Annotated in this window: 17 protein-coding genes and 2 tRNA genes; 12 read left to right on the plus strand and 7 right to left on the minus strand. The window is 72.8% G+C overall.

Translation table 11 applies throughout. The features are described from left to right. The first annotated feature begins 128 nt into the window (after window positions 1–128). The 4 genes from AB0D01_RS02855 to AB0D01_RS02870 all read left to right on the plus strand — a co-directional run bounded on the left by AB0D01_RS02855 (window position 129) and on the right by AB0D01_RS02870 (window position 5373). The gene (locus AB0D01_RS02855) at window positions 129–3026 is read left to right on the plus strand and encodes a UPF0182 family protein (RefSeq protein WP_363053422.1); all 2898 of its coding nucleotides are present in this window, start codon (window positions 129–131) and stop codon (window positions 3024–3026) included. 52 nt (window positions 3027–3078) lie between these two features. Further along, window positions 3079–3152 (plus strand) — tRNA-Met (locus tag AB0D01_RS02860). A gap of 204 nt (window positions 3153–3356) precedes the next feature. Continuing rightward, a complete protein-coding gene (locus AB0D01_RS02865; RefSeq protein WP_363053194.1) occupies window positions 3357–5213 on the plus strand; it encodes a tetratricopeptide repeat protein in 1857 nt (618 codons plus the stop codon). Window positions 5214–5299: 86 nt separating this feature from the next. Beyond that, window positions 5300–5373: transfer RNA gene (locus tag AB0D01_RS02870), tRNA-Met, on the plus strand. Window positions 5374–5591: 218 nt separating this feature from the next. Here the strand turns inward: AB0D01_RS02870 and AB0D01_RS02875 are convergent. Further along, window positions 5592–6008, minus strand: a complete 417-nt coding sequence (locus tag AB0D01_RS02875; protein WP_363053195.1) for a Fur family transcriptional regulator — start codon at window positions 6006–6008, stop codon at window positions 5592–5594. 128 nt (window positions 6009–6136) lie between these two features. Here AB0D01_RS02875 and AB0D01_RS02880 point away from each other — a divergent pair, with 128 nt between their 5' ends. Beyond that, the gene (locus AB0D01_RS02880) at window positions 6137–7606 is read left to right on the plus strand and encodes a catalase (protein ID WP_363053196.1); all 1470 of its coding nucleotides are present in this window, start codon (window positions 6137–6139) and stop codon (window positions 7604–7606) included. A gap of 66 nt (window positions 7607–7672) precedes the next feature. On the opposite strand, the gene AB0D01_RS02885 is transcribed toward AB0D01_RS02880, so the two are convergent. Further along, window positions 7673–8068: a CBS domain-containing protein gene (locus AB0D01_RS02885; protein ID WP_363053423.1), complete on the minus strand. Its 396-nt coding sequence runs from the start codon at window positions 8066–8068 to the stop codon at window positions 7673–7675. A gap of 272 nt (window positions 8069–8340) precedes the next feature. Further along, window positions 8341–9144, minus strand: a complete 804-nt coding sequence (gene hisN, locus AB0D01_RS02890; RefSeq protein WP_363053197.1) for a histidinol-phosphatase — start codon at window positions 9142–9144, stop codon at window positions 8341–8343. A 136-nt stretch (window positions 9145–9280) separates the two neighbouring features. Between hisN and AB0D01_RS02895 the strand changes: the two genes are divergently transcribed. Then, window positions 9281–9898 (plus strand): helix-turn-helix domain-containing protein, encoded by a 618-nt coding sequence (locus AB0D01_RS02895; protein WP_363053198.1) that lies wholly within the window; start codon window positions 9281–9283, stop codon window positions 9896–9898. Here AB0D01_RS02895 and AB0D01_RS02900 read toward each other — a convergent pair. From AB0D01_RS02900 to AB0D01_RS02915, 4 genes are all read right to left on the minus strand, one after another. Beyond that, entirely contained in the window at window positions 9864–10187 is a 324-nt protein-coding gene (locus AB0D01_RS02900; protein ID WP_329099136.1) for a multidrug efflux SMR transporter, read from the minus strand. The genes AB0D01_RS02895 and AB0D01_RS02900 overlap by 35 nt on opposite strands. Window positions 10188–10278: 91 nt before the next feature. Continuing rightward, window positions 10279–11289, minus strand: coding sequence for a ribosome small subunit-dependent GTPase A (gene rsgA / locus AB0D01_RS02905; protein WP_363053199.1), 1011 nt, complete (start codon window positions 11287–11289; stop codon window positions 10279–10281). Between the two features lie 9 nt (window positions 11290–11298). Beyond that, window positions 11299–12648: a 3-phosphoshikimate 1-carboxyvinyltransferase gene (aroA, locus tag AB0D01_RS02910; protein ID WP_363053200.1), complete on the minus strand. Its 1350-nt coding sequence runs from the start codon at window positions 12646–12648 to the stop codon at window positions 11299–11301. A 54-nt stretch (window positions 12649–12702) separates the two neighbouring features. Continuing rightward, window positions 12703–13416: a M50 family metallopeptidase gene (locus tag AB0D01_RS02915; RefSeq protein ID WP_363053201.1), complete on the minus strand. Its 714-nt coding sequence runs from the start codon at window positions 13414–13416 to the stop codon at window positions 12703–12705. 53 nt (window positions 13417–13469) lie between these two features. On the opposite strand from AB0D01_RS02915, the gene AB0D01_RS02920 reads away from it, so the two are divergent. The 6 genes from AB0D01_RS02920 to AB0D01_RS02945 all read left to right on the plus strand — a co-directional run bounded on the left by AB0D01_RS02920 (window position 13470) and on the right by AB0D01_RS02945 (window position 19403). Beyond that, a complete protein-coding gene (locus tag AB0D01_RS02920) occupies window positions 13470–14285 on the plus strand; it encodes an SOS response-associated peptidase (protein WP_363053202.1) in 816 nt (271 codons plus the stop codon). 171 nt (window positions 14286–14456) lie between these two features. Next, the gene (locus AB0D01_RS02925) at window positions 14457–15107 is read left to right on the plus strand and encodes an alpha/beta family hydrolase (RefSeq protein WP_363053203.1); all 651 of its coding nucleotides are present in this window, start codon (window positions 14457–14459) and stop codon (window positions 15105–15107) included. Between the two features lie 378 nt (window positions 15108–15485). Beyond that, window positions 15486–16130: a sigma-70 family RNA polymerase sigma factor gene (locus tag AB0D01_RS02930; RefSeq protein ID WP_007266438.1), complete on the plus strand. Its 645-nt coding sequence runs from the start codon at window positions 15486–15488 to the stop codon at window positions 16128–16130. Then, complete coding sequence (rsrA, locus tag AB0D01_RS02935) at window positions 16127–16429, plus strand: mycothiol system anti-sigma-R factor (RefSeq protein WP_363053204.1); 303 nt, start codon at window positions 16127–16129, stop codon at window positions 16427–16429. Before AB0D01_RS02930 ends, rsrA begins: the two co-directional genes overlap by 4 nt. A 200-nt stretch (window positions 16430–16629) precedes the next feature. Then, window positions 16630–18105, plus strand: a complete 1476-nt coding sequence (locus AB0D01_RS02940) for an HD-GYP domain-containing protein (RefSeq protein ID WP_363053205.1) — start codon at window positions 16630–16632, stop codon at window positions 18103–18105. Then, the gene (locus AB0D01_RS02945; RefSeq protein ID WP_363053206.1) at window positions 18102–19403 is read left to right on the plus strand and encodes an HD domain-containing protein; all 1302 of its coding nucleotides are present in this window, start codon (window positions 18102–18104) and stop codon (window positions 19401–19403) included. The genes AB0D01_RS02940 and AB0D01_RS02945 overlap by 4 nt, the downstream gene beginning before the upstream one ends. Window positions 19404–19433 lie beyond the last annotated feature (30 nt).

The raw sequence follows: 19433 nt of genomic DNA on the forward strand, positions 1-19433 counted from the left end.
GTAAGTTGCATGAGTGGGCTCTACGATCGGGGCCCTGCTTTGGCTGCTTCCAAGTAACCCAGCTTTCAAGTACACCAGAGACCACACCAGACACAGCGACTTTCGAGGTGCGCACCTTGGCTTTCCAGATGCCGGACCGAGGCGGAGGCCCCTCCGGGCCACGGATGAGAGTCGGCCGCCCCTCCCGGCGTGCCCGGACTCTGCTGACGACCCTGGGCGTCCTGGCCGTACTGGCCATGGCGTTCATCATGTTCGCGGGCTTCTGGACCGACTGGCTCTGGTTCCGCTCCGTGAAGTACTCCACCGTCTTCACCACCACCCTGTGGACCAAGGTCGGCCTGTTCGCCGTCTTCGGTCTGCTGATGGCCGGTGCCGTCGGGCTCAACATCTGGCTCGCCCACCGGCTGCGACCGCCGCTGAGCGCGATGTCGATGGAGCAGCAGAGCCTCGACCGGTACCGGATGAGCATCGCCCCGTACAAGAAGTGGCTGCTCCTGGGCATCGCCGCCGTCGTCGGCCTGATCGCCGGCGCCTCGGCGGCCGGCCAGTGGAAGACCTGGCTGATGTTCGTGAACGGGGTGCCGTTCGGCCAGAAGGACCCCCAGTTCCGGCTGGACGTGTCGTTCTACACCTTCGACCTGCCCTGGTACCGCTTCCTGCTCGGCTTCGGCTTCGCCGCCGTCGTGCTGTCGGTGATCGCGGCCGTCGTCGTGCACTACCTGTACGGCGGACTGCGCGTGACCAGCCCGGGCGCCCGGGCCACCGCCGCGGCGACCGGGCACCTGTCGGTGCTCCTCGGCCTCTTCGTGTCGCTGAAGGCCATCGCCTACTGGCTCGACCGGTACGGCCTCGCCGTGAAGTCCAGCGACTTCAAGGCCGCCGACAACTGGACCGGCCTGCGCTACGTCGACGCCAACGCCTACCTGCCGGCCAAGACGATCCTCGTCGCCATCGCCGCCATCTGCGCGGTGCTGTTCTTCGCCACCCTGTGGCGCCGCACCTGGCAGCTGCCGGTCATCGGCTTCGGCCTCATGGTCCTCTCGGCGATCCTGATCGGCGGGCTCTACCCGGCGATCGTGCAGAAGTTCCAGGTCCAGCCGAACGAGCAGGCCAAGGAATCGCCGTACGTCGAGAAGAACATCAAGGCCACGCGCGACGCCTACGGCATCGGCGGGGCCGAGGTCAAGGACTACGCGGGCGTCCCCGCCGCCGGCACCGACAAGGCGGCCCTGCGCAAGGCGGCGGACACCACCGCCAGCGTGCGCCTGCTCGACCCGAACATCGTCTCGCCGGCCTTCCAGCAGCTCCAGCAGGTCAAGGGCTACTACGGCTTCCCGTCCACGCTGGCGGTCGACCGGTACAACGGCCAGGACACCGTCATCGGGCTCCGCGAGCTGAACATCGGCGGCATCCCGAAGAACAACTGGATCAACGACCACTTCAAGTACACGCACGGTTACGGCGTGGTCGCGGCCAAGGGCACCACCGTCAAGGACGGCGCCCCCGACTTCACCCAGTCCGACCTGCCCTCCAAGGGCATGTTCGGCACGGACTTCGAGCAGCGCATCTACTACGGCGAGATGACGAAGCAGTACTCGATCGTCGGCGGTCCGCAGAAGGAGCTCGACTACTCGGACGACAAGGGCGAGAAGGAGACGAGCTACAAGGGCGACTCCGGCGTCAACCTGGACAACCCGATCAACCGGGCGGCGTACGCGCTCGCCTTCAGCGAGCCGCAGATCCTCTACTCGGGCGCCATCGGCGAGGGCTCGCGGATCCTCTACCACCGCACGCCCAAGGAGCGCGTCGAGGCCGTCGCGCCGTGGCTGACCATCGACGGTGCCCCGTACCCGGCGGTCGTCGACGGCCGGATCAAGTGGATCGTCGACGCCTACACGACGACCAACGGTTACCCGTACGCCTCGCGCACCACCCTGGGCGACAGCACCGCCGACTCGCTGACCAACAGCCAGCGCGCGGTGGTGGCCCAGGAGAACCGGGTCAACTACATCCGCAACTCGGTGAAGGCCACCGTCGACGCGTACGACGGCACGGTGAACCTCTACCAGTGGGACACCGCGGACCCGGTGCTCAAGACCTGGATGAAGGCCTTCCCCGGCACGGTCAAGCCCAAGAGCGCGATCGACAAGGCGCTCATGGACCACCTGCGCTACCCGCAGGACCTCTTCAAGGTCCAGCGCGAGCTGCTGACCCGCTACCACGTGACGGACCCGCAGACCTTCCTCAGCGGCAGTGAGGCCTGGGCCGTCCCGGACGACCCGACGACGAAGGCCGGTACGGCCGTCCCGCCGTACTACCTGTCGATGAAGATGCCGGGCCAGACGGAGAAGGACCAGGTCTTCTCGCTCACGACGACGTTCACTCCGAACGAGCGCGACAACCTGAGCGCCTACATGGCGGTCAACGCCGACCCGGGCACCCCGGACTACGGCAAGATCCGGATCCTGAAGCTGCCGACGAGCAAGCCCGTCGACGGCCCCAAGCAGGTCCAGAGCAAGTTCCAGTCCGAACCGAAGATCGCCGAGTCGATCCGCCTGCTGCGCGGTGGCGACTCCGAGGTCGAGTACGGCAACCTGCTCGCGGTCCCGCTCGACGGCGGCATGCTCTACGTCGAGCCGGTCTACGTCCGCAGCTCCGGCCTGAAGTACCCGCTGCTGCGCAAGGTGCTGGTGACCTACGGCGGCCAGACGGCCTTCGAGGACACCCTGGAGAAGGCGCTGAACGTGGTCTTCGGAGCCGAGGCCCCGACGACGCCGACGACGCCGAACCCGCCGACGACCACCCCGCCGGGCGAGGGCACCACCACGCCCCCGACCGCGCAGGACCCGACGGTCAAGGCGGCCCTCTCCGACGCGCAGAAGGCCATCCAGGCCGCCGAGGAGGCCCGTCAGAAGGGTGACTGGACCGCCTTCGGCAAGGCGCAGGACGAGATCAAGGCGGCGCTCCAGCGGGCGATCGACGCGGAGGCGAAGCTGACGGCCCCGACGCCCAAGCCGGGCGGCTAGCCGGAAACCCGGTCAAGGCTCCCTCCGCGTCGTGTTACTGTTGTTTCACCGACGCGGGGTGGAGCAGCTCGGTAGCTCGCTGGGCTCATAACCCAGAGGTCGCAGGTTCAAATCCTGTCCCCGCTACTGAAGACGAAGGCCCGGATCCAATGGGATCCGGGCCTTCGTCATGTCCTGGACCAGGTGCTGTGAGACACGGGGTCACTGGGACGGGTGAGTTGGGGCAGGAGCGTGTTTGACTTGTCTCTCTGTGGGCATGTCGACAAAACGCTGTAGTGACCTCACTGGCTGCGACATACCAGGTGTACGCGGGTAGCAGGTGATGCGACGATGGGATTTATGGGGGACAGGTCAACTCTGCTGGAGACAGGGCGGTTTGTGAGGGCGGAGTCCGAGACGGGCGCGGGGGTCGGTGGGGCCGTCCCCGCTGTCAACGCGCAGACCGCCCTGACCGTTGCGGATCTCGCGGAAGAAGCGCTCGGCGACGCGGCGGGGGCCGACGAGACCGAGCTGGAGGCGCGCCACCGGGTGGCCGCCGACAAGGGCGACCCCGGCGCCATGAGCGTGCTCGGCGCCCTCCTGCTGCGCCGCGGTGACCTGGTCGGGGCCGAACCCCACCTGCGGGGCGCCACCGCCGCCGGCGACCGCGCCGCCGCGAACAACCTCGGCGTCCTCCTGCACCAGCGCGGCTACCCCGACGAGGCCGCGGGCTGGTGGCGGGTCGCCGCCGTGGCCGGCTCCGCCCCCGCCGCGCACGCCCTCGGCCGGCACTACCGCGAGCGCGGCGACGAGCCCGCCGCCGAGTACTGGTTGCGCCAGGCGGCCGAATCCGGCCACGCCCTGGGCGCGTACGGGCTGGCCGACCTGCTGGAGCACCGCGGGGACCCGGGCGTCGAGCGCTGGTTCCGGGCCGCCGCCGAGCAGGGGCACCGCGAGGCCGCGTACCGCCTCGCCCGCCACCTGCGCCGGGGCGACCCCACCGAGGCCGAGCAGTGGTACCGCCAGGCCGCCGCCCGCGGGCACCGCCGCGCCGGGCTGCACCTGGGCGCCCTGCTGGAGGCCCGCGGCGAGCTGAAGGAGGCCGGCCGCTGGTACCTCAGCTCCGCCAAGCAGGGCGAGGCCCGGGCGGCCTGCGCCCTCGGCTTCCTGCTGCGCGACGCGGGCGACGAGGACAGCGCCGCCGCCTGGTGGCACCGCGCCGCCCAGGACGGCGACGGCAACGCCGCCAACGCCCTGGGCGCGCTGCACGCCGCGCGCGGCGAGACCCAGACCGCCGAGAAGTGGTACCGGGCCGCCATGGACGCCGGCGACCAGAACGGCGCCTACAACCTCGCCCTGCTGTGCGCGGCGCAGGAGCGCACCGCGCAGGCGGAGCAGTGGTACCGCCGCGCCGCCTACGCGGGTCACCGCGAGGCGGCCAACGCCCTGGCGATCCTGCTCCTCCAGGGCGGGGACGCCGCCGGGGCCGAGCCCTGGTTCTCCAAGGCGGCCGAGGCCGGCAGCGTGGACGCGGCCTTCAACCTCGGGATCCTCTTCGCGAGCCGGGACGAGGACCGCACCGCCCTCAAGTGGTACGAGCGGGCCGCCGCGGCCGGTCACACCGACGCGGCGCTCCAGGTCGGCATCGCCCTCGTGCGCGACGGCGCCGACCGGGCCGCGGAGCGCCACCTGCGCTGCGCGGCGGGCGGCGGCAGCGCCGAGGCGGCGTTCCGGCTGGCCTCGCTGCTGGAATCGCTGGCCCCGCCGCCGGAGCCGGTGGCGCTGGGCGAACCCGTCGGCGGCGCGGCGCGCACCGAGAGCGAGGAGTGGTACGAGCGGGCGGCCGAGCAGGGGCACCGCCGGGCCCAGGTGCGGGTCGGCATGCTGGCCGCCGCCCGGGGCGACCTGGCGGTGGCGGCCCGGTGGTACCGGGAGGCGGCCGAGGCGGGCTCCCGCAACGGCGCCTTCAACCTCGGGCTGCTGCTCGCGCGCGAGGGGAACGAGCCCGAGGCCGCCCTGTGGTGGACCCGGGCCGCGGTCGCGGGCCACGGCCGGGCCGCGCTGCGGCTGGGCCTGCTGGCCGCCCGCCACGGGGACCTCGCGGAGGGGCAGAAATGGTGCGTGCGCGCCATGGAACTGGGCCCGGCGGAGGTCGCCGAGCGCGCCGCCCGGCTGCGCGACGCCCTGGCGGAGGAGCTCTCGGCCTGATCGGCCCCCCGGGGCGGGGCCGCGGTGGGGCCGCAGGAACGGATTTGCACATGCCGGCCACGTCCCCGTAGAGTGGGGTTTACCGACGCGGGGTGGAGCAGCTCGGTAGCTCGCTGGGCTCATAACCCAGAGGTCGCAGGTTCAAATCCTGTCCCCGCTACTGAAGGCCCGAGGCCCGGATCCCATGGATCCGGGCCTCGAGTCGTTTCCGGTCGCGAAGTCGAATGCCCAGGTCGAAGCCGACGGCGGCCCTGGCGCTCACGGTCGGCGGCGCCCACCCTCCCGGCGGCCCGCCATCCCGCCGTCCACGAGTGTCGGCGTCCGGGCATGCCAGAAGGAGGCCGGGCGCGTGGCTCCGGCCTCCTCTTCCGCGATCGGTCAGGCGGCCGCGCAGCCGGGGCAGACGCCGCGGTAGGTCACCTCGACCGCCGAGACCACGAAGCCGAAGCGCTCGCCGTCGGGCAGGTCCGCCAGCGGGTCGCCCGCCGGGTGGACGTCACGGATCGCACCGCACCGGGCGCATACCAGGTGCTGGTGGGGGCGGTGGGCGTTCGGGTCGTACCGCTTGGCGCGCCGGTCGGTCGAGACCTCCAGCACCTCGCCCAGGGACACGAGCTCGCCCAGGGTGTTGTAGACCGTCGCTCGAGAGATCTCGGGCAGTTTGGCCACGGCGCGGGCATGGACCTCGTCGGCCGTCAGGTGAACGTGGTCACCGTCGAGCACCTCGGCCACGACGCGCCGCTGGGCCGTCATGCGCCAGCCGCGTCCGCGAAGTCGTTCCAGCAGGTCACTCATAGACGTCAGCCTAACAGTGGGGATTCGGTGCAGATCCCGAACCGATGTGGACTTGGATGCTTACTTGACTTAGACAAAGTCCATCGTAGGATCGGTTACGGCAAACACCAAGGACAGGACTTGCAGGAATGACGCAGGAGGCGCACGTGACGCAGGGACCGCTCACCACGGAGGCCGGGGCTCCGGTCGCCGACAACCAGAACAGCGAGACGGCCGGCGTCGGCGGGCCCGTGCTGGTCCAGGACCAGCTCCTGCTGGAGAAGCTCGCCCACTTCAACCGCGAGCGCATCCCGGAGCGCGTGGTCCACGCCCGCGGCGCCGGCGCCTACGGCACCTTCACCCTGACCCGTGACGTCTCGCAGTGGACCCGGGCCAAGTTCCTCTCCGAGGTCGGCAAGCAGACCGAGACGTTCCTGCGCTTCTCCACCGTCGCGGGCAACCTCGGCGCGGCCGACGCGGTGCGCGACCCCCGCGGCTGGGCGCTGAAGTTCTACACCGAAGAGGGCAACTACGACCTCGTCGGCAACAACACCCCGGTGTTCTTCATCAAGGACGCCATCAAGTTCCCCGACTTCATCCACACCCAGAAGCGCGACCCGTACACCGGCTCGCAGGAGGCGGACAACGTCTGGGACTTCTGGGGTCTGTCGCCCGAGTCCACCCACCAGGTGACCTGGCTGTTCGGCGACCGCGGCATACCGGCGTCCTACCGCCACATGAACGGCTACGGCTCGCACACGTTCCAGTGGAACAACGAGGCCGGCGAGGTCTTCTGGGTCAAGTACCACTTCAAGACCGACCAGGGCATCAAGAACCTCACCCAGGCCGAGGCCAACCTCCTCGCCGGTGAGGACCCCGACTCCCACCAGCGCGACCTGCGCGAGTCGATCGAGCGCGGCGAGTTCCCGACCTGGACCGTGCAGGTCCAGATCATGCCCGCGGCCGAGGCGGCCGAGTACCGTTTCAACCCGTTCGACCTCACCAAGGTGTGGCCGCACGAGGACTACCCGCCGATCGAGATCGGCAAGCTGGAGCTCAACCGCAACCCGGAGAACGTCTTCGCCGAGGTCGAGCAGAGCATCTTCAGCCCGGCGCACTTCGTCCCCGGCATCGGTCCCTCCCCGGACAAGATGCTCCAGGGCCGCCTCTTCGCCTACGGCGACGCCCACCGCTACCGCGTCGGCATCAACGCCGACCACCTGCCGGTGAACCGCCCGCACGCCACCGAGGCGCGCACCAACTCCCGTGACGGCTTCCTCTACGACGGCCGCCACAAGGGCGCGAAGAACTACGAGCCGAACAGCTTCGGCGGCCCGTCCCAGACGGACCGTCCGCTGTGGCAGTCGGTCCCCGTCACCGGTGGCACCGGCAACCACGCCGCGGCCGTCCACTCCGAGGACAGCGACTTCGTCCAGGCGGGCAACCTCTACCGCCTGATGTCCGAGGACGAGAAGTCCCGTCTGATCGAGAACCTGTCCGGCTTCATAGCCAAGGTCTCCCGTGACGACCTCGCCGAGCGGGCGATCAACAACTTCCGTCAGGCCGACGGAGACTTCGGCAAGCGGCTGGAAGCCGCGGTCCAGGCCCTTCGCGGCTAGTCGGACCGCTTGTCGTAGCGGACGGCGGGCCGGAATCCTCCTCGGAGGGTTCCGGCCCGCCGTTTTTCACGCGGCCACGGCGCCGTGTCGCGCCCTGACCCAACAGCGGATCACGTCCCGGACGGAGACGATGCCCACGGGGCCGCCGCCGTCCAGCACGATCAGGTGGCGGAAGCCGCCGTTCGCCATCGCCTCGGCGGCTTCCTGGAGCGTGGCGTCCGGGGTGCAGAAGACGACGTTGTTGGTGGTGTGCGCGCCCACGGCCTCCCGGTCGGGGTCGTGGCCCGCGCCGATCGAGTTGAGGATGTCGCGCTCGGTCAGGATCCCGACGCCGCTGTGGTCGGGGTCGAGGACGACGGCCGCGCCGACGCGCCGGCCGGACATCAGGCTTGCCGCCTGTCGCAGGGTGTGGGCGGGTCCGAGGGTGAGGATCACGGTGCTCATGGCGTCACGGACGAGCATGAAGAGAGCCACCTCCTGGGTGATTCCTCCGGCTTGGGTGGGTGCGGCGGTGGAGTGTCCCTAGAGAAACGCTTCACAAACGCACAAGCCGGGGGACTTTCAGACTCCCACGGGCACGGAGGGTCAGCAAGGAGGCGTGCGAGGGGCGCGCTCGCACGGGTGGGCACGCTCCGGCACGGCCGGGCACGTGCCCGCACGCGCGGGGCGTCGGGCACGTGGACGGGGCGGACGCTTCGAGGCGGACGCGTCGGGGCGGCGCTTCGGGGCGGCCGTCAGGCGCGCGGGCGGAGCAGGCCCAGCATCTCCTCGTGCAGCAGGCCGTTGGAGGCGGCGGCGTTGCCGCCGTGGACCCCGTCCGTCCCGTCGAGGTCGGTGAACCAGCCGCCCGCCTCCTGGACCACGACCGCGATGGCCGCCATGTCCCACAGGTTCAGCTCCGGCTCGGCGCACAGGTCCAACGAACCCTCCGCCACCAGCATGTACGGCCAGAAGTCGCCGTAGCCCCGGCTGCGCCAGCAGGCGCGCGTCAGGTCCAGGAAGCCGGGCAGGCGGCCCTGCTCCTCCCAGCCGGTCAGCGAGGAGTAGGCGAAGGAGGCGTCGGCCAGCGTGGAGACCTTGGAGACGCCGAGGGGGGTGGTGGCGCCCAGCGCACCGCCCGAGAAGGCGCCCCCGCCCTGCGAGGCCCACCAGCGGCGGCCCAGTGCCGGGGCCGAGACCACGCCGACGACCGGACGGAACACGCCGTCCTCGCCCTCGGTCATGAGGGAGATCAGCGTCGCCCAGACGGGAACGCCGCGCACGTAGTTCTTCGTGCCGTCGATCGGGTCGACGACCCAGCGGCGCGGACCGTCGCCCTTGAGGCCGTACTCCTCGCCCAGGATGGCGTCCGAGGGGCGCGCGGCCAGGATCCCGGCCCGGACGACCTCCTCGGCGGCCTGGTCCGCCTCGCTGACCGGCGTCATGTCCGGCTTCGTCTCGACCCGCAGGTCGAGGGCGCGGAAGCGCTCCATCGTGGTGGCGTCCGCCGCGTCGGCGAGTTCGAGGGCGAGGCGGAGGTCATCGTCATACTCGGGCATGCCCGAACAGTATCCAGACTCCCGGCGCCCGGCGAACGAGGTCCACAGTGCGGCCGGCGGCCGGCCGGAGGGCGCCCTTGACAGGATCTGTCGCCCCGTCAACTCTGGCTGAGGAGCCGAACGGGGGAGGCGACGCATGGCCACGGCCCGGGAATCCCTGCTGCGAGCCGCCGAGGCGGCGCTGTCCGCGCGGCCCTGGCCGTCCGTGCGGATGGTCGAGGTCGCGGCCGCCGCCGGGGTGTCGCGCCAGAGCCTCTACAACGAGTTCGGCGGCAAGGAGGGCCTCGGCCACGCCCTGGTCCGCCGGGCCGCCGACCGCTACCTCGCCGGGGTGGACAGCGCGCTGGCCCCGGCCGGGCAGACCGGTGCGGGCGCGGCGGCGCCCCCGGGAGGGGACCCCGGCGCCGAACCCTTCGTCGCGCTCGCGGAGTGGACCGTACGGGCGGCCCGCGCGCGGCCCCTCGTACGGGCCCTGCTCACCGGATCCTGGGGCCCGACCCTGCCCACGCCGCCCCCGCCCGGCGGGCGCCGACCGCTGGGGCCGGGGGAGTTGGTCCGCGCCGTACGCGACCGGGCCGCGGCGGTGCCCTCCGCGCAGGCGCACTGGCGGGGCGAGCTGGCCGTCCGCCTCGCGCTGTCCTACGTCGTCGCCCCGGGGGAGGAGACGGGCCGGGACGAACTGCTGCGGCTGCTCGCCGGCGCGCCGGGGGGCGCGGACCTCAGTGCGCCGAACCCGACAGCTGGAGGCCGATGACCCCGAGGATCACCAGCGAGATCGAGACGAGTTTCAGGGTGGAGACGAGGTCGCCCAGGAAGACCATGCCGTAGATCGCGGTGCCGGCCGCGCCGATGCCCGTCCACACCGCGTAGGCGGGCCCCACGTCGAGCTTCTTCAGCGCCAGGGTCAGCAGACCGAAGCTGCCGAGGGCGAAGCAGGCGAAGGCGATCGTCGGCCACAGCCGGGTGAAGCCGTGGGACAGCTTCAGGCAGACCGCGAAACCGGTTTCGAGCAGTCCCGCGACCACGACCAGCAGCCACGCCATGTCGAAGACCTCCCCGCGTCACGTGACGTCTCGTCACTCGATGCGATGATGCATTTACCAGACATGGCGTCCTGCAAACCCCGCCGTGCGATCAGTCGCCCTCGCGACGCTCCCGGGTCCGCAGCAGTCGCCGCAGCGAATCCAGCCGCGCCGGGTCCGCGTGACCCTCCTCCACCCACCGGTCGAGCGCGCAGTCCGGCTCGTCGTGACCGCATGCCCGCGGGCAGCCCTCCGTACCCTCCACCAGGTCGGGGAAGGCCAGGATCACCCGGGAGGGATCCACGTGGTGCAGCCCGAAGGACCGCACGCCCGGGGTGTCGATGACCCACCCGTCACCCGAGGGCAACGGCAGCGCGAGCGCCGAGGTGGTGGTGTGCCGGCCGCGCCCGGTGACGGCGTTGACGTGGCCGGTGGCCCGCTGGCGCCCCTCGGCGACCAGCGAGTTCACCAGCGTGGTCTTGCCGACGCCGGAATGGCCGACGAAGGCGGTGATCCGGCCGTCGAGGCGCTCGCGCACCCGGTCGGCCGCGTCCCCCGTCGCCAGCTCCTCGCGGTTGGTGACGACGTAGTTCACGCCCAGCGTCGCGTAGATCTCCAGGATCTTGTCCGCGGAGGTCAGGTCGGACTTGGTCAGCACCAACAGGGGCTCCAGCCCCGCGTCGTACGCCGCCACCAGACACCGGTCGATCATCCGGGGCCGCGGCTCCGGGTCGGCCAGCGCCGTGACGATCGCCAACTGGTCGGCGTTGGCGACGACCACCCGCTCGTAGGGGTCGTCGTCGTCCGCCGTGCGCCGCAGGACGGACTTGCGCTCCTCGATCCGCACGATGCGGGCGAGGGTGTCCTTCTTGCCGGACAGGTCACCGACGATCCAGACCCGGTCGCCGACCACCGCCGCCTTGCGGCCCAGCTCCCGGGCCTTCATCGCGGTGATCGAGCGGTCTCCGACCAGGCAGGTCAGCCGCCCGCGGTCGACGGTCAGGACGAAGCCCTCGGCCGCGTCCTCGTGCTTGGGCCGGATGCTGGTCCGCGGCCGGTTGCCCTTGGGGTTGGGCCGCTGGCGGATGTCGTCCTCATCGGTGTGCTTGCCGTACCTGCGCATGACGGGGCCCTACGCTCCCGCTCCCCGCGGAGCTTGGCCGAGCATGTCGGCCCACATCTTCGGGAAGTCCGGCAGGGTCTTCGCGGTCGTCGCCACGTTCTCGATCTCCACGCCCTTCACCGCGAGGCCGATGACCGCGCCGGCGGTCGCCATCCGGTGGTCGTCGTAGGTGTGGAAGACGCCGCCGTGCAGCGGGCGCGGACGGATGCGCAGGCCGTCGGCGGTCTCGGTGACGTCGCCGCCGAGGCCGTTGATCTCCGCCGTCAGGGCCGCCAGCCGGTCCGTCTCGTGCAGCCGCAGGTGCGCGACGCCGCGCAGGACCGACTCCGAGTCGGCCAGGGCCGCGACCGCCGCGATGCCCGGGGTCAGCTCGCCGACCTCGCTCAGGTCCACGTCGATGCCGTGGATCTTGCCGGTGCCGGTGAAGACCAGGCCGTCGTCGGTCAGCTCGCAGGAGCCGCCCATCTCCGTGAAGATCCGGCGCAGCGCGTCACCGGGCTGGGTGGTGCGGCGCGGCCAGTCGCGGATGGTCACCGTGCCGCCGGTGACCATGGCGGCGGCCAGGAACGGCTGGGCGTTGGACAGGTCCGGCTCCACGATCATGTCGCGGCCGAGCAGCGCGCCGGGCGCGACCCGCCACACGTTCTTCTCGCCCCCGGCCTCGGGGGTGTCGACCTGGGCGCCCGCGGCCCGCAGCATCTCCACCGTCATCCGGATGTGCGGCATCGAGGGCAGGGTCGCGCCGGTGTGGCGCACCTCCACGCCCTGGTTGAAGCGCGGAGCGGACAGCAGCAGCGCCGAGACGAACTGGGAGGAGTTGGAGGCGTCGATCTCGACCGTGCCGCCCTCCAGGGCCCCGCCGCCCTGGACGGTCAGCGGGAGCGCGCCCCGGCCGTCGTCGTCGATCCGGGCGCCGAGGGTGCGCAGGGCGCTGATGACCTGGCCGAGGGGGCGCTCGTAGGAGCGCGGGTCGCCGTCGAAACGGATGTCGCCGTCCGCGAGGGTCGCGACGGGCGGCAGGAAGCGCATGACCGTGCCCGCGTTGCCGACGTCGACGGTGGCCGGGCCGTGCAGGGCCGCCGGGATGATCCGCCAGGCCTCGCCGCTGTCGCCCTCGGTGGAGCTGGAGGAGACGGTCTCCTCGATGCCGACGCCCAGGGCGCGCAGCGCGTCCGACATCAGCTGGGAGTCGCGCGAGCGCAGCGGGCGGCGCACCCAGCCCGGCTCGGACGCGAGGGCGGCCAGCACGAGGGCTCGGTTGGTGACCGATTTGGAGCCCGGCACGGTGACGGTGGCGTGGACGGCCCCGTCCGCGAGGGGGGCGGGCCAGAGGGCGTGGAGCGCGGGGGTCTCGGTCATGGCCCCTACTTTAGTGGCTTCCCCTGGCCACGGATTGTGAGCGAGGGCCCCGTCTCAGAGGGCGAGCAGCCAGCGCCCGCCGCCGATCAGCGAGCACAGCGCCACCGCGTGGAAGAGCAGCAGCCAGGCGACGGGGTGCACGTGCGTGAGCCGCCCGAGCTGGTCGGCGTCGGAGTCCGGTGCTCCACCGTGCCTCCGCTTGGCCTGGAGCTCGAACACCGGCCGCACTCCACCGAGCAGCAGGAACCAGACCACCGCGTACGCGAAGAGCGCCTGCACCTCGGACGGCGCCAGCCAGGACACGAGGACGAACGCGGCGCCGGTGAGCACCACCGTCAGCACCCCGTAGGCGTTGCGGATCATCACCAGCATCGCCGCCAGCAGGGCCGTCGCCGCCCACAGCAGGAGCGTGATCCGGTGCGCCGACAGCAGCGCGGCGCCGCCCAGGCCCAGCAGCGAGGGCGCGGTGTACCCGGCGGCGGCGGTCAGCACCATCCCGATGCCGGTCGGCTTGCCCCGGCTGACGGTGACCCCGCTGGTGTCCGAGTGCAGCCGGATCCCGTCGAGCCGGCGACCGGTCAGCAGGGCCAGCAGTCCGTGGCCGCCCTCGTGCGCGATGGTGATCGCGTTGCGCGAGAGCCGCCACAGCGGCCGGGGCGCGACGGCGACCAGCGCGGCCAGGCCCGTCGCGACCACCAGCCACCAGGGGACCTCGGGCTGTATGCCGGTCAGCCGGTCCCAGAGGCCGGCCGTCGTCGTGCTGTCCATGGAGTGGCGGACTCCTTGCGGTGGTGGGCGGGTGCCATGGCAGTGTGTCAGCCATGTGCGGAAGGTTTGCGGCGAGTCGTGCGCCCGAGGAGCTGGCCGGGATATTCGGGATCGAGCGGTGGGAGCCGCGGGAGACCCTGGCCCCCGACTGGAACGTGGCCCCGACCAAGCGGGTCCACGTCGTCCTCGACCGTCCCCTGAAGGACGCGGCGGACCCGCGTCCGGTTCGCCAGTTGCGGACCCTGAGGTGGGGACTGGTGCCGTCCTGGGCCAAGAACCCCGAGGGCGCGGCCCGGATGATCAACGCGCGGTCCGAGACCCTGCACGAGAAGCCGTCCTTCCGCCGCCCCTTCGCCCAGCGCCGCTGCATCGTGCCCGCCGACGGGTACTACGAGTGGGTCACCGCCCACGACGAGCGGCAGCTGGAGGTCGAGGGGAAGAAGAAGCGGGCCCGCAAACAGCCCTACTTCGTGCTGCCCTCCGACGGCTCCGTCTTCGCCATGGCGGGCCTCTACGAGTTCTGGCGCGACCGGACCCTGCCCGACGAACACCCCGACGCCTGGTGGGCGACCTGCTCGGTGATCACCGCCGAGGCGGAGACCGGGCCGCTCGGCGTGGCCCCCGAGGAGGGGCCGCGCTCGCTCGCCGAGATCCACCCCCGGATGCCCCTCATGCTGACCCCGGACCGCTGGGACGCCTGGCTGGACCCCGCGCGGACGGACGAGCACGGGCTGCGGGCCCTGCTGGCCCCGCCGCCCGGCGGGCTGATGCGGGCCTACGCGGTGTCCACGGCCGTGAGCAACGTGCGCAACAACGGGGCGGAGCTGCTGGGCGAGCTGCCCGCGCCGGAGGAGGGCACGCTCTTCTGACCCGGGGCCCGCGCTTTTGACCCGGGGCCCGCATCCGGTCCGACCCGCGCCTCCGGTCCGACCCGCGTCGGGGCCGGTCCGACCCGCGCCGGGCCGGCCCCCGGCGGTGTCCGGCGGTGCCCGCGCGGGTCGCCCCGGGGACCGGCGGGCCGTCCGGGCAGGATGGGGGCCATGAGCACCCGTACCGAGCGCGTCGCCACCCCCGCCGGGGAGGCCCGGATCACCTGGCACGAGGCCGCCGAGCCGCGCCGCGTCCTCGCCCTGGGCCACGGCGCCGGAGGCGGCATCGAGGCCCGGGACCTGGTCGCGCTCGCCGCGGCCCTGCCCGCCCGGGGCACCACCGTGGCCCTCGTCGAGCAGCCCTGGCGGGTCGCCGGCAAGAAGGTGGCCGCCGCCCCCAAGGTGCTGGACGAGGGCTGGCGGGCGCTGTGGCCGGCCCTGGAGCGCCCCGGCCGGCCCGTCGTGGCCGGCGGACGCAGCGCCGGGGCCCGGGTGGCCTGCCGCACCGCCGCCGGGCTCCACGCCGCCGCCGTGCTCGCGCTGGCCTTCCCGCTGCACCCGCCGGGGCGGCCCGAGAGGTCGCGGGCGCAGGAGCTGTCGGCCGCGGGCCGGCCCGCCCTGGTCGTCCAGGGCGCGCGGGACCCGTTCGGGGGCCCCGGGGAGTTCCCGCGACCGGCCGGGGAGCACCCGTACGAGCTCGTCGAGGTGCCCTGGGCGGACCACGGCTTCGCCGTCCCGAAGAAGGCGGACCTCACCCAGGACGCGGCCCTCGCGCTGATCACCGAAGCCGTGGCCGAGTGGCTCGACCGGCTCGACGGATAGCCGCGGGGGAGATCCCTTTCCCCGCGCCGACCCCGATCGGCCGCGCCCGAAAAGGTCCGACCTGACATACGCCCGGGTGATCCCGCTCACCCCGCCGACATCCCCGACTTGACGGATCCGAAAAGCCGCGCGCGGCCCGGGAATGCGGCGCACGGGCCGCCTGTTGTGCCGGATGTCGATACGCACGGAAAGACGCCGGAGGAGAGGGAGCGCATGACGCAGGTCATCAGTCAGAATCGTCCGCAGGCCGCTGACCTGGAATGGACGGTCCTGCCGGGGCCCAAGCGCGGCTCGCTCCGGGCGGCGGAGGGCCGGGATGGTCGACTATTCTCCGATTCGAGCGGATCCGCTTTCGGAGCCGCCACGCTGTCGGAGGAGGTGGGTCCTGTCGCTGGGACCGACGAAGGCCAGGCGCAGGAGACAACGGCGGAGCGCAACGCGCGCTTCGAGCGGGACGCCCTCGGCTACCTCGACCAGATGTATTCCGCCGCGCTGCGCATGACGCGCAACCCGGCCGACGCCGAGGACCTGGTCCAGGAGACGTACGCGAAGGCGTACGCGTCCTTCCACCAGTTCCGCGAGGGCACCAATCTCAAGGCGTGGCTCTACCGCATTCTGACCAACACGTTCATCAACTCCTACCGCAAGAAGCAGCGCGAACCCCAGCGCAGTGCGGCGGAGGAGATCGAGGACTGGCAGCTGGCGCGCGCCGAGTCGCACATGTCGACCGGTTTGCGTTCCGCCGAATCGCAGGCGCTCGACCACCTGCCCGATTCGGACGTGAAGGAAGCGCTCCAGGCCATTCCGGAGGAGTTCCGCATCGCGGTCTATCTTGCCGACGTAGAGGGCTTTGCGTACAAGGAGATCGCGGACATCATGGGTACACCCATCGGTACGGTCATGTCGCGACTGCACCGTGGCCGCCGTCAACTCCGCGGAATGTTGGAGGACTACGCCCGTGAGCGCGGGCTGGTCCCCGCCGGCGCGGGAGAGTCGAACGACCTGAAAGGCTCAGGCTCATGAGCTGCGGAGAGCCGCACGAGACGGAGTGCGCTGAGGTACTGGACCATCTCTATGAGTTCCTGGACCACGAGATGCCCGACAGTGACTGCACGAAGTTCGAGACACACTTCGGCGAGTGCAATCCCTGCCTGGAGAAGTACGGGCTGGAGCAGGCCGTGAAGAAGCTGGTCAAGCGCTGCTGCGGATCGGACGACGTGCCGACCGATCTGCGCTCCAAGGTCATGGGCCGGATCGAACTGATCCGTTCGGGTCAGGCCGTGCCCGACCACGACATCACGGCGGGTCCCGCGACCGGCTGAACCGCCGCGCGAACCCTCGGCGTCACCGCCTGAAACACCGCCCCCGGAAAGGCACTTCGTTCACTCGAAGGTGCTAATCCGGGGGCGCCCGTACGGTGCAATGCGAAAATCCGCCCCGTATCGCCGTGGCGCCCACCTATTCTCCCCTCTCGATGCCGCCCGGACGCGGCACGTGCGCGGCACGGGGGGAGGAGGGCGCCATGCGGGTACTTCCGCCGGCGGCGCGCGCCTTCGTGCTGGGCGCCGTGCTCGCCGCCGCGGCCTGTGTCGCCCCGGCCCTCGTCGACCCCGCCACGCCCTGGGCCGACGTGGCCCTGCTCGCCGCGCTCCACCTCGGCTGCGAACGCGTGCGGTTCGGGCCGCGCCCCGCGGGCGCCGCCGCCGCGGGGAGCGGCACCTTCCTCCCCGTCCTGTTCGCCGCCGTGTTCCTGCTGCCGCCGGGGGCCGCCGCGCTGGTGGCGGTGCCGGGCGGCCTGGCCCAGAGCGTGTCGCGACGCCCCGCCCGGGTCCGCCGGGTCTGGCACGCGGCCCGTCAGGCGCTCGCCGCCTGGGCGGCCGGGTGGGCGGCCGGTGGGGCCCACGCGCTCCCGGACGGGCCCGGGTTCCCGTACGCGCTGCTGCCCGCCCTCGTGGCGGCCGTGGTCCTCTGCCTCGTGCTCGGCGCCCTCGACCTCGGCGTCCTCGCCGCCGCCGAGGGCCGCCGGGCGGTCCGCGCCCGGCGGCCACCGGTGCCGGGCTCCCCGCTCCCGTACTGCGTCCACGGGCTCGTGGGGCTGATGGCGGCCGTCATGTGGCGCAGCCCCTACGGGCTCCCGGCCGCCCTGCTCGTCCTGGTGCCCGTGTACGTCTCCTGCCGGGTCTTCGACCGCTGCCGGCGCGAGCGCGCCGCGCACCGGGCCACGATCCGCGCCCTCGTCCGGGCCGTCGACATCAAGGACCGCTACACGCGCGGGCACAGCGAGCGCGTCGGACAGGCCTCCGAGATGATCGCCCGGGAGCTGGGGATGGCGGACGACCGCATGGAGGTGGTCCGCATCGCGGGGATCCTCCACGACGTGGGCAAGCTCGGCGTGCCCACCCGGCTGCTGCGCAAGGACGGGCCGTTGACCCCCGAGGAGCGCCGGGTCATCGAGCTGCACCCCGAGTACGGCCACGAGATCGTGCGGGGCATCGGCTTCCTGGGGGAGGCCCGCTCCGCGATCCTGCACCACCACGAGCGGGTCGACGGCTCCGGCTACCCCTACGGGCTGACCGGCGAGCAGATCCCGGTCCTGGCGCGGGTGGTGGCGGTGGCCGACTCCTTCGACGCGATGACCTCCACCCGCTCGTACAGCCGGGCCCGGCCGGTGGCCACCGCGCTGGCGGAGCTGGAACGGTGCGCGGGCGCGCAGTTCGACCCGGCGATGGTGCGGGCGCTCGTCGACGCCGTCGGGCGGCACGGTTGGCATCCGGTGGTGACCTCCGACGCGGACCTCCAGGTGATCGCCGCCGCCGGCGGGGAGGGCGGGGAGGGCGGAGAAACGGTTCCGGAACCCGAGGGCGAGGCGCGGCCCCCGTCGGCCCCGCCGCCCCCGTCCTCAGCTTCGTCGCCCCCGTCGGCCGCTCCGGGCGGGTTCCTCGGCCGGCAGCCCGAGCCCGGCCGGCGCGGGACGCGGACCGGGCGGGACGCGCGGTGAGGGGCGGCGCCCTGTGGGCCCTGCGCGCGGCGGCGGCCCTGATCGCCGCCGCCGGGCTGGGCCACACCCTGTGGAACGGCGTCGTCGATCCCGGCACCGCCCTGGTCTTCGGAGCCCTGATCGCGTTCGGAGACCTGGTCCGGCGGGCCCCCCGCGCCGGCGCGGGGTCGACCCCGGACGCCGAGGACCCGGGTCGCCGGCCCGAGGACCGGCGACCCGCCCCCCTGGGCACGGCCGGCGCCCTCGCCTACGCCCTGCTCGGCCACCACGCCGGGCAGCCCGCCCACCACGGGGTGCTCCAGACCGTCGCCGTCGTCCTCGCCGCCGCGCTCGTCGGGATCGTCCCGCAGGTCGCCCGGGGGCACGGCCCCGCCGTCGACCTCCTCGCCCGCAGGGTCCTCACCGTCGCCTTCGCCGCCGTCTGCTTCCGGCCGCTGCACGACGCGGGGCGGCTGGAGCGCTGGCTCGGGCAGGGTCCGTCCCTCGTCCTGTTCCTGCTGTTCCTGCTCGCGCTCACCGCCCTGTGCGACGCGGTGCTCGCCGCCGCCCGGGACGCCTGCCGCACCGGTTGGCCGTACGGGCCGCTGCTGCGCGACGAGCTGCGCGCCCGGCTCGGCGTCGGCGCGGCGACCTGCGCCACCGCGGTGGTGATGGCCCTGGGCGTGGCCGTGGCGGGCCCCTGGACCCTGCCGGTGTCCGGGGTGCCGCTGTTGTTGACCCAGCTGTCCTTCCACCGGATCGCCGCCGTGCGCACCACCTACCGCCAGACCATCACCTCCCTGGCCCGGGCCACCGAGATCGCCGGGTACACCCCGCCGGGGCACGCGCTGCGGGTGGCGGCCCTCAGCAGGGCCGTCGGCCGGGAGCTGGGGATGACGGAGCGGGAGCTCACGGTGTTGGAGTACGCCGCCCTGATGCACGACATCGGCCAGCTCTCCCTCGTCGACCCGGTCCCGGACGGGGCCACCGCCGAGCTGCCCGCCGCACTGGCCCGCCGGATCGCCGGGCTGGGCGGGGAGGTGGCCCGTCAGACCGGGGTGCCGCAGGAGGTCGCGGTGATCGTGGAGCGGCAGGCGGACCCGTACCGGGAGCAGCCCGTCGCCGCCCGGATCGTGCGCGCGGTCAACGCGTACGACGACCTGGCGGGCGGCGGCCGTCACCCGGCCGGCTCACTGGCCGCGCTGGAGCGGCTGAGGCTGGGCACCGGGCACGAGTTCCAGCCGGAGGTGGTGGAGTGTCTGGCGAGGGTTCTGGCCAGGGGCGGACGTGCCGGAGTCGTTCCCGTCCACCAGGGGTAACCCATGGGTAATGAGCGGCCGTCCGAGCGG

The sequence above is a fragment of the Streptomyces sp. NPDC048606 genome (assembly GCF_040650855.1).
In the GTDB taxonomy this organism is placed as follows: domain Bacteria; phylum Actinomycetota; class Actinomycetes; order Streptomycetales; family Streptomycetaceae; genus Streptomyces.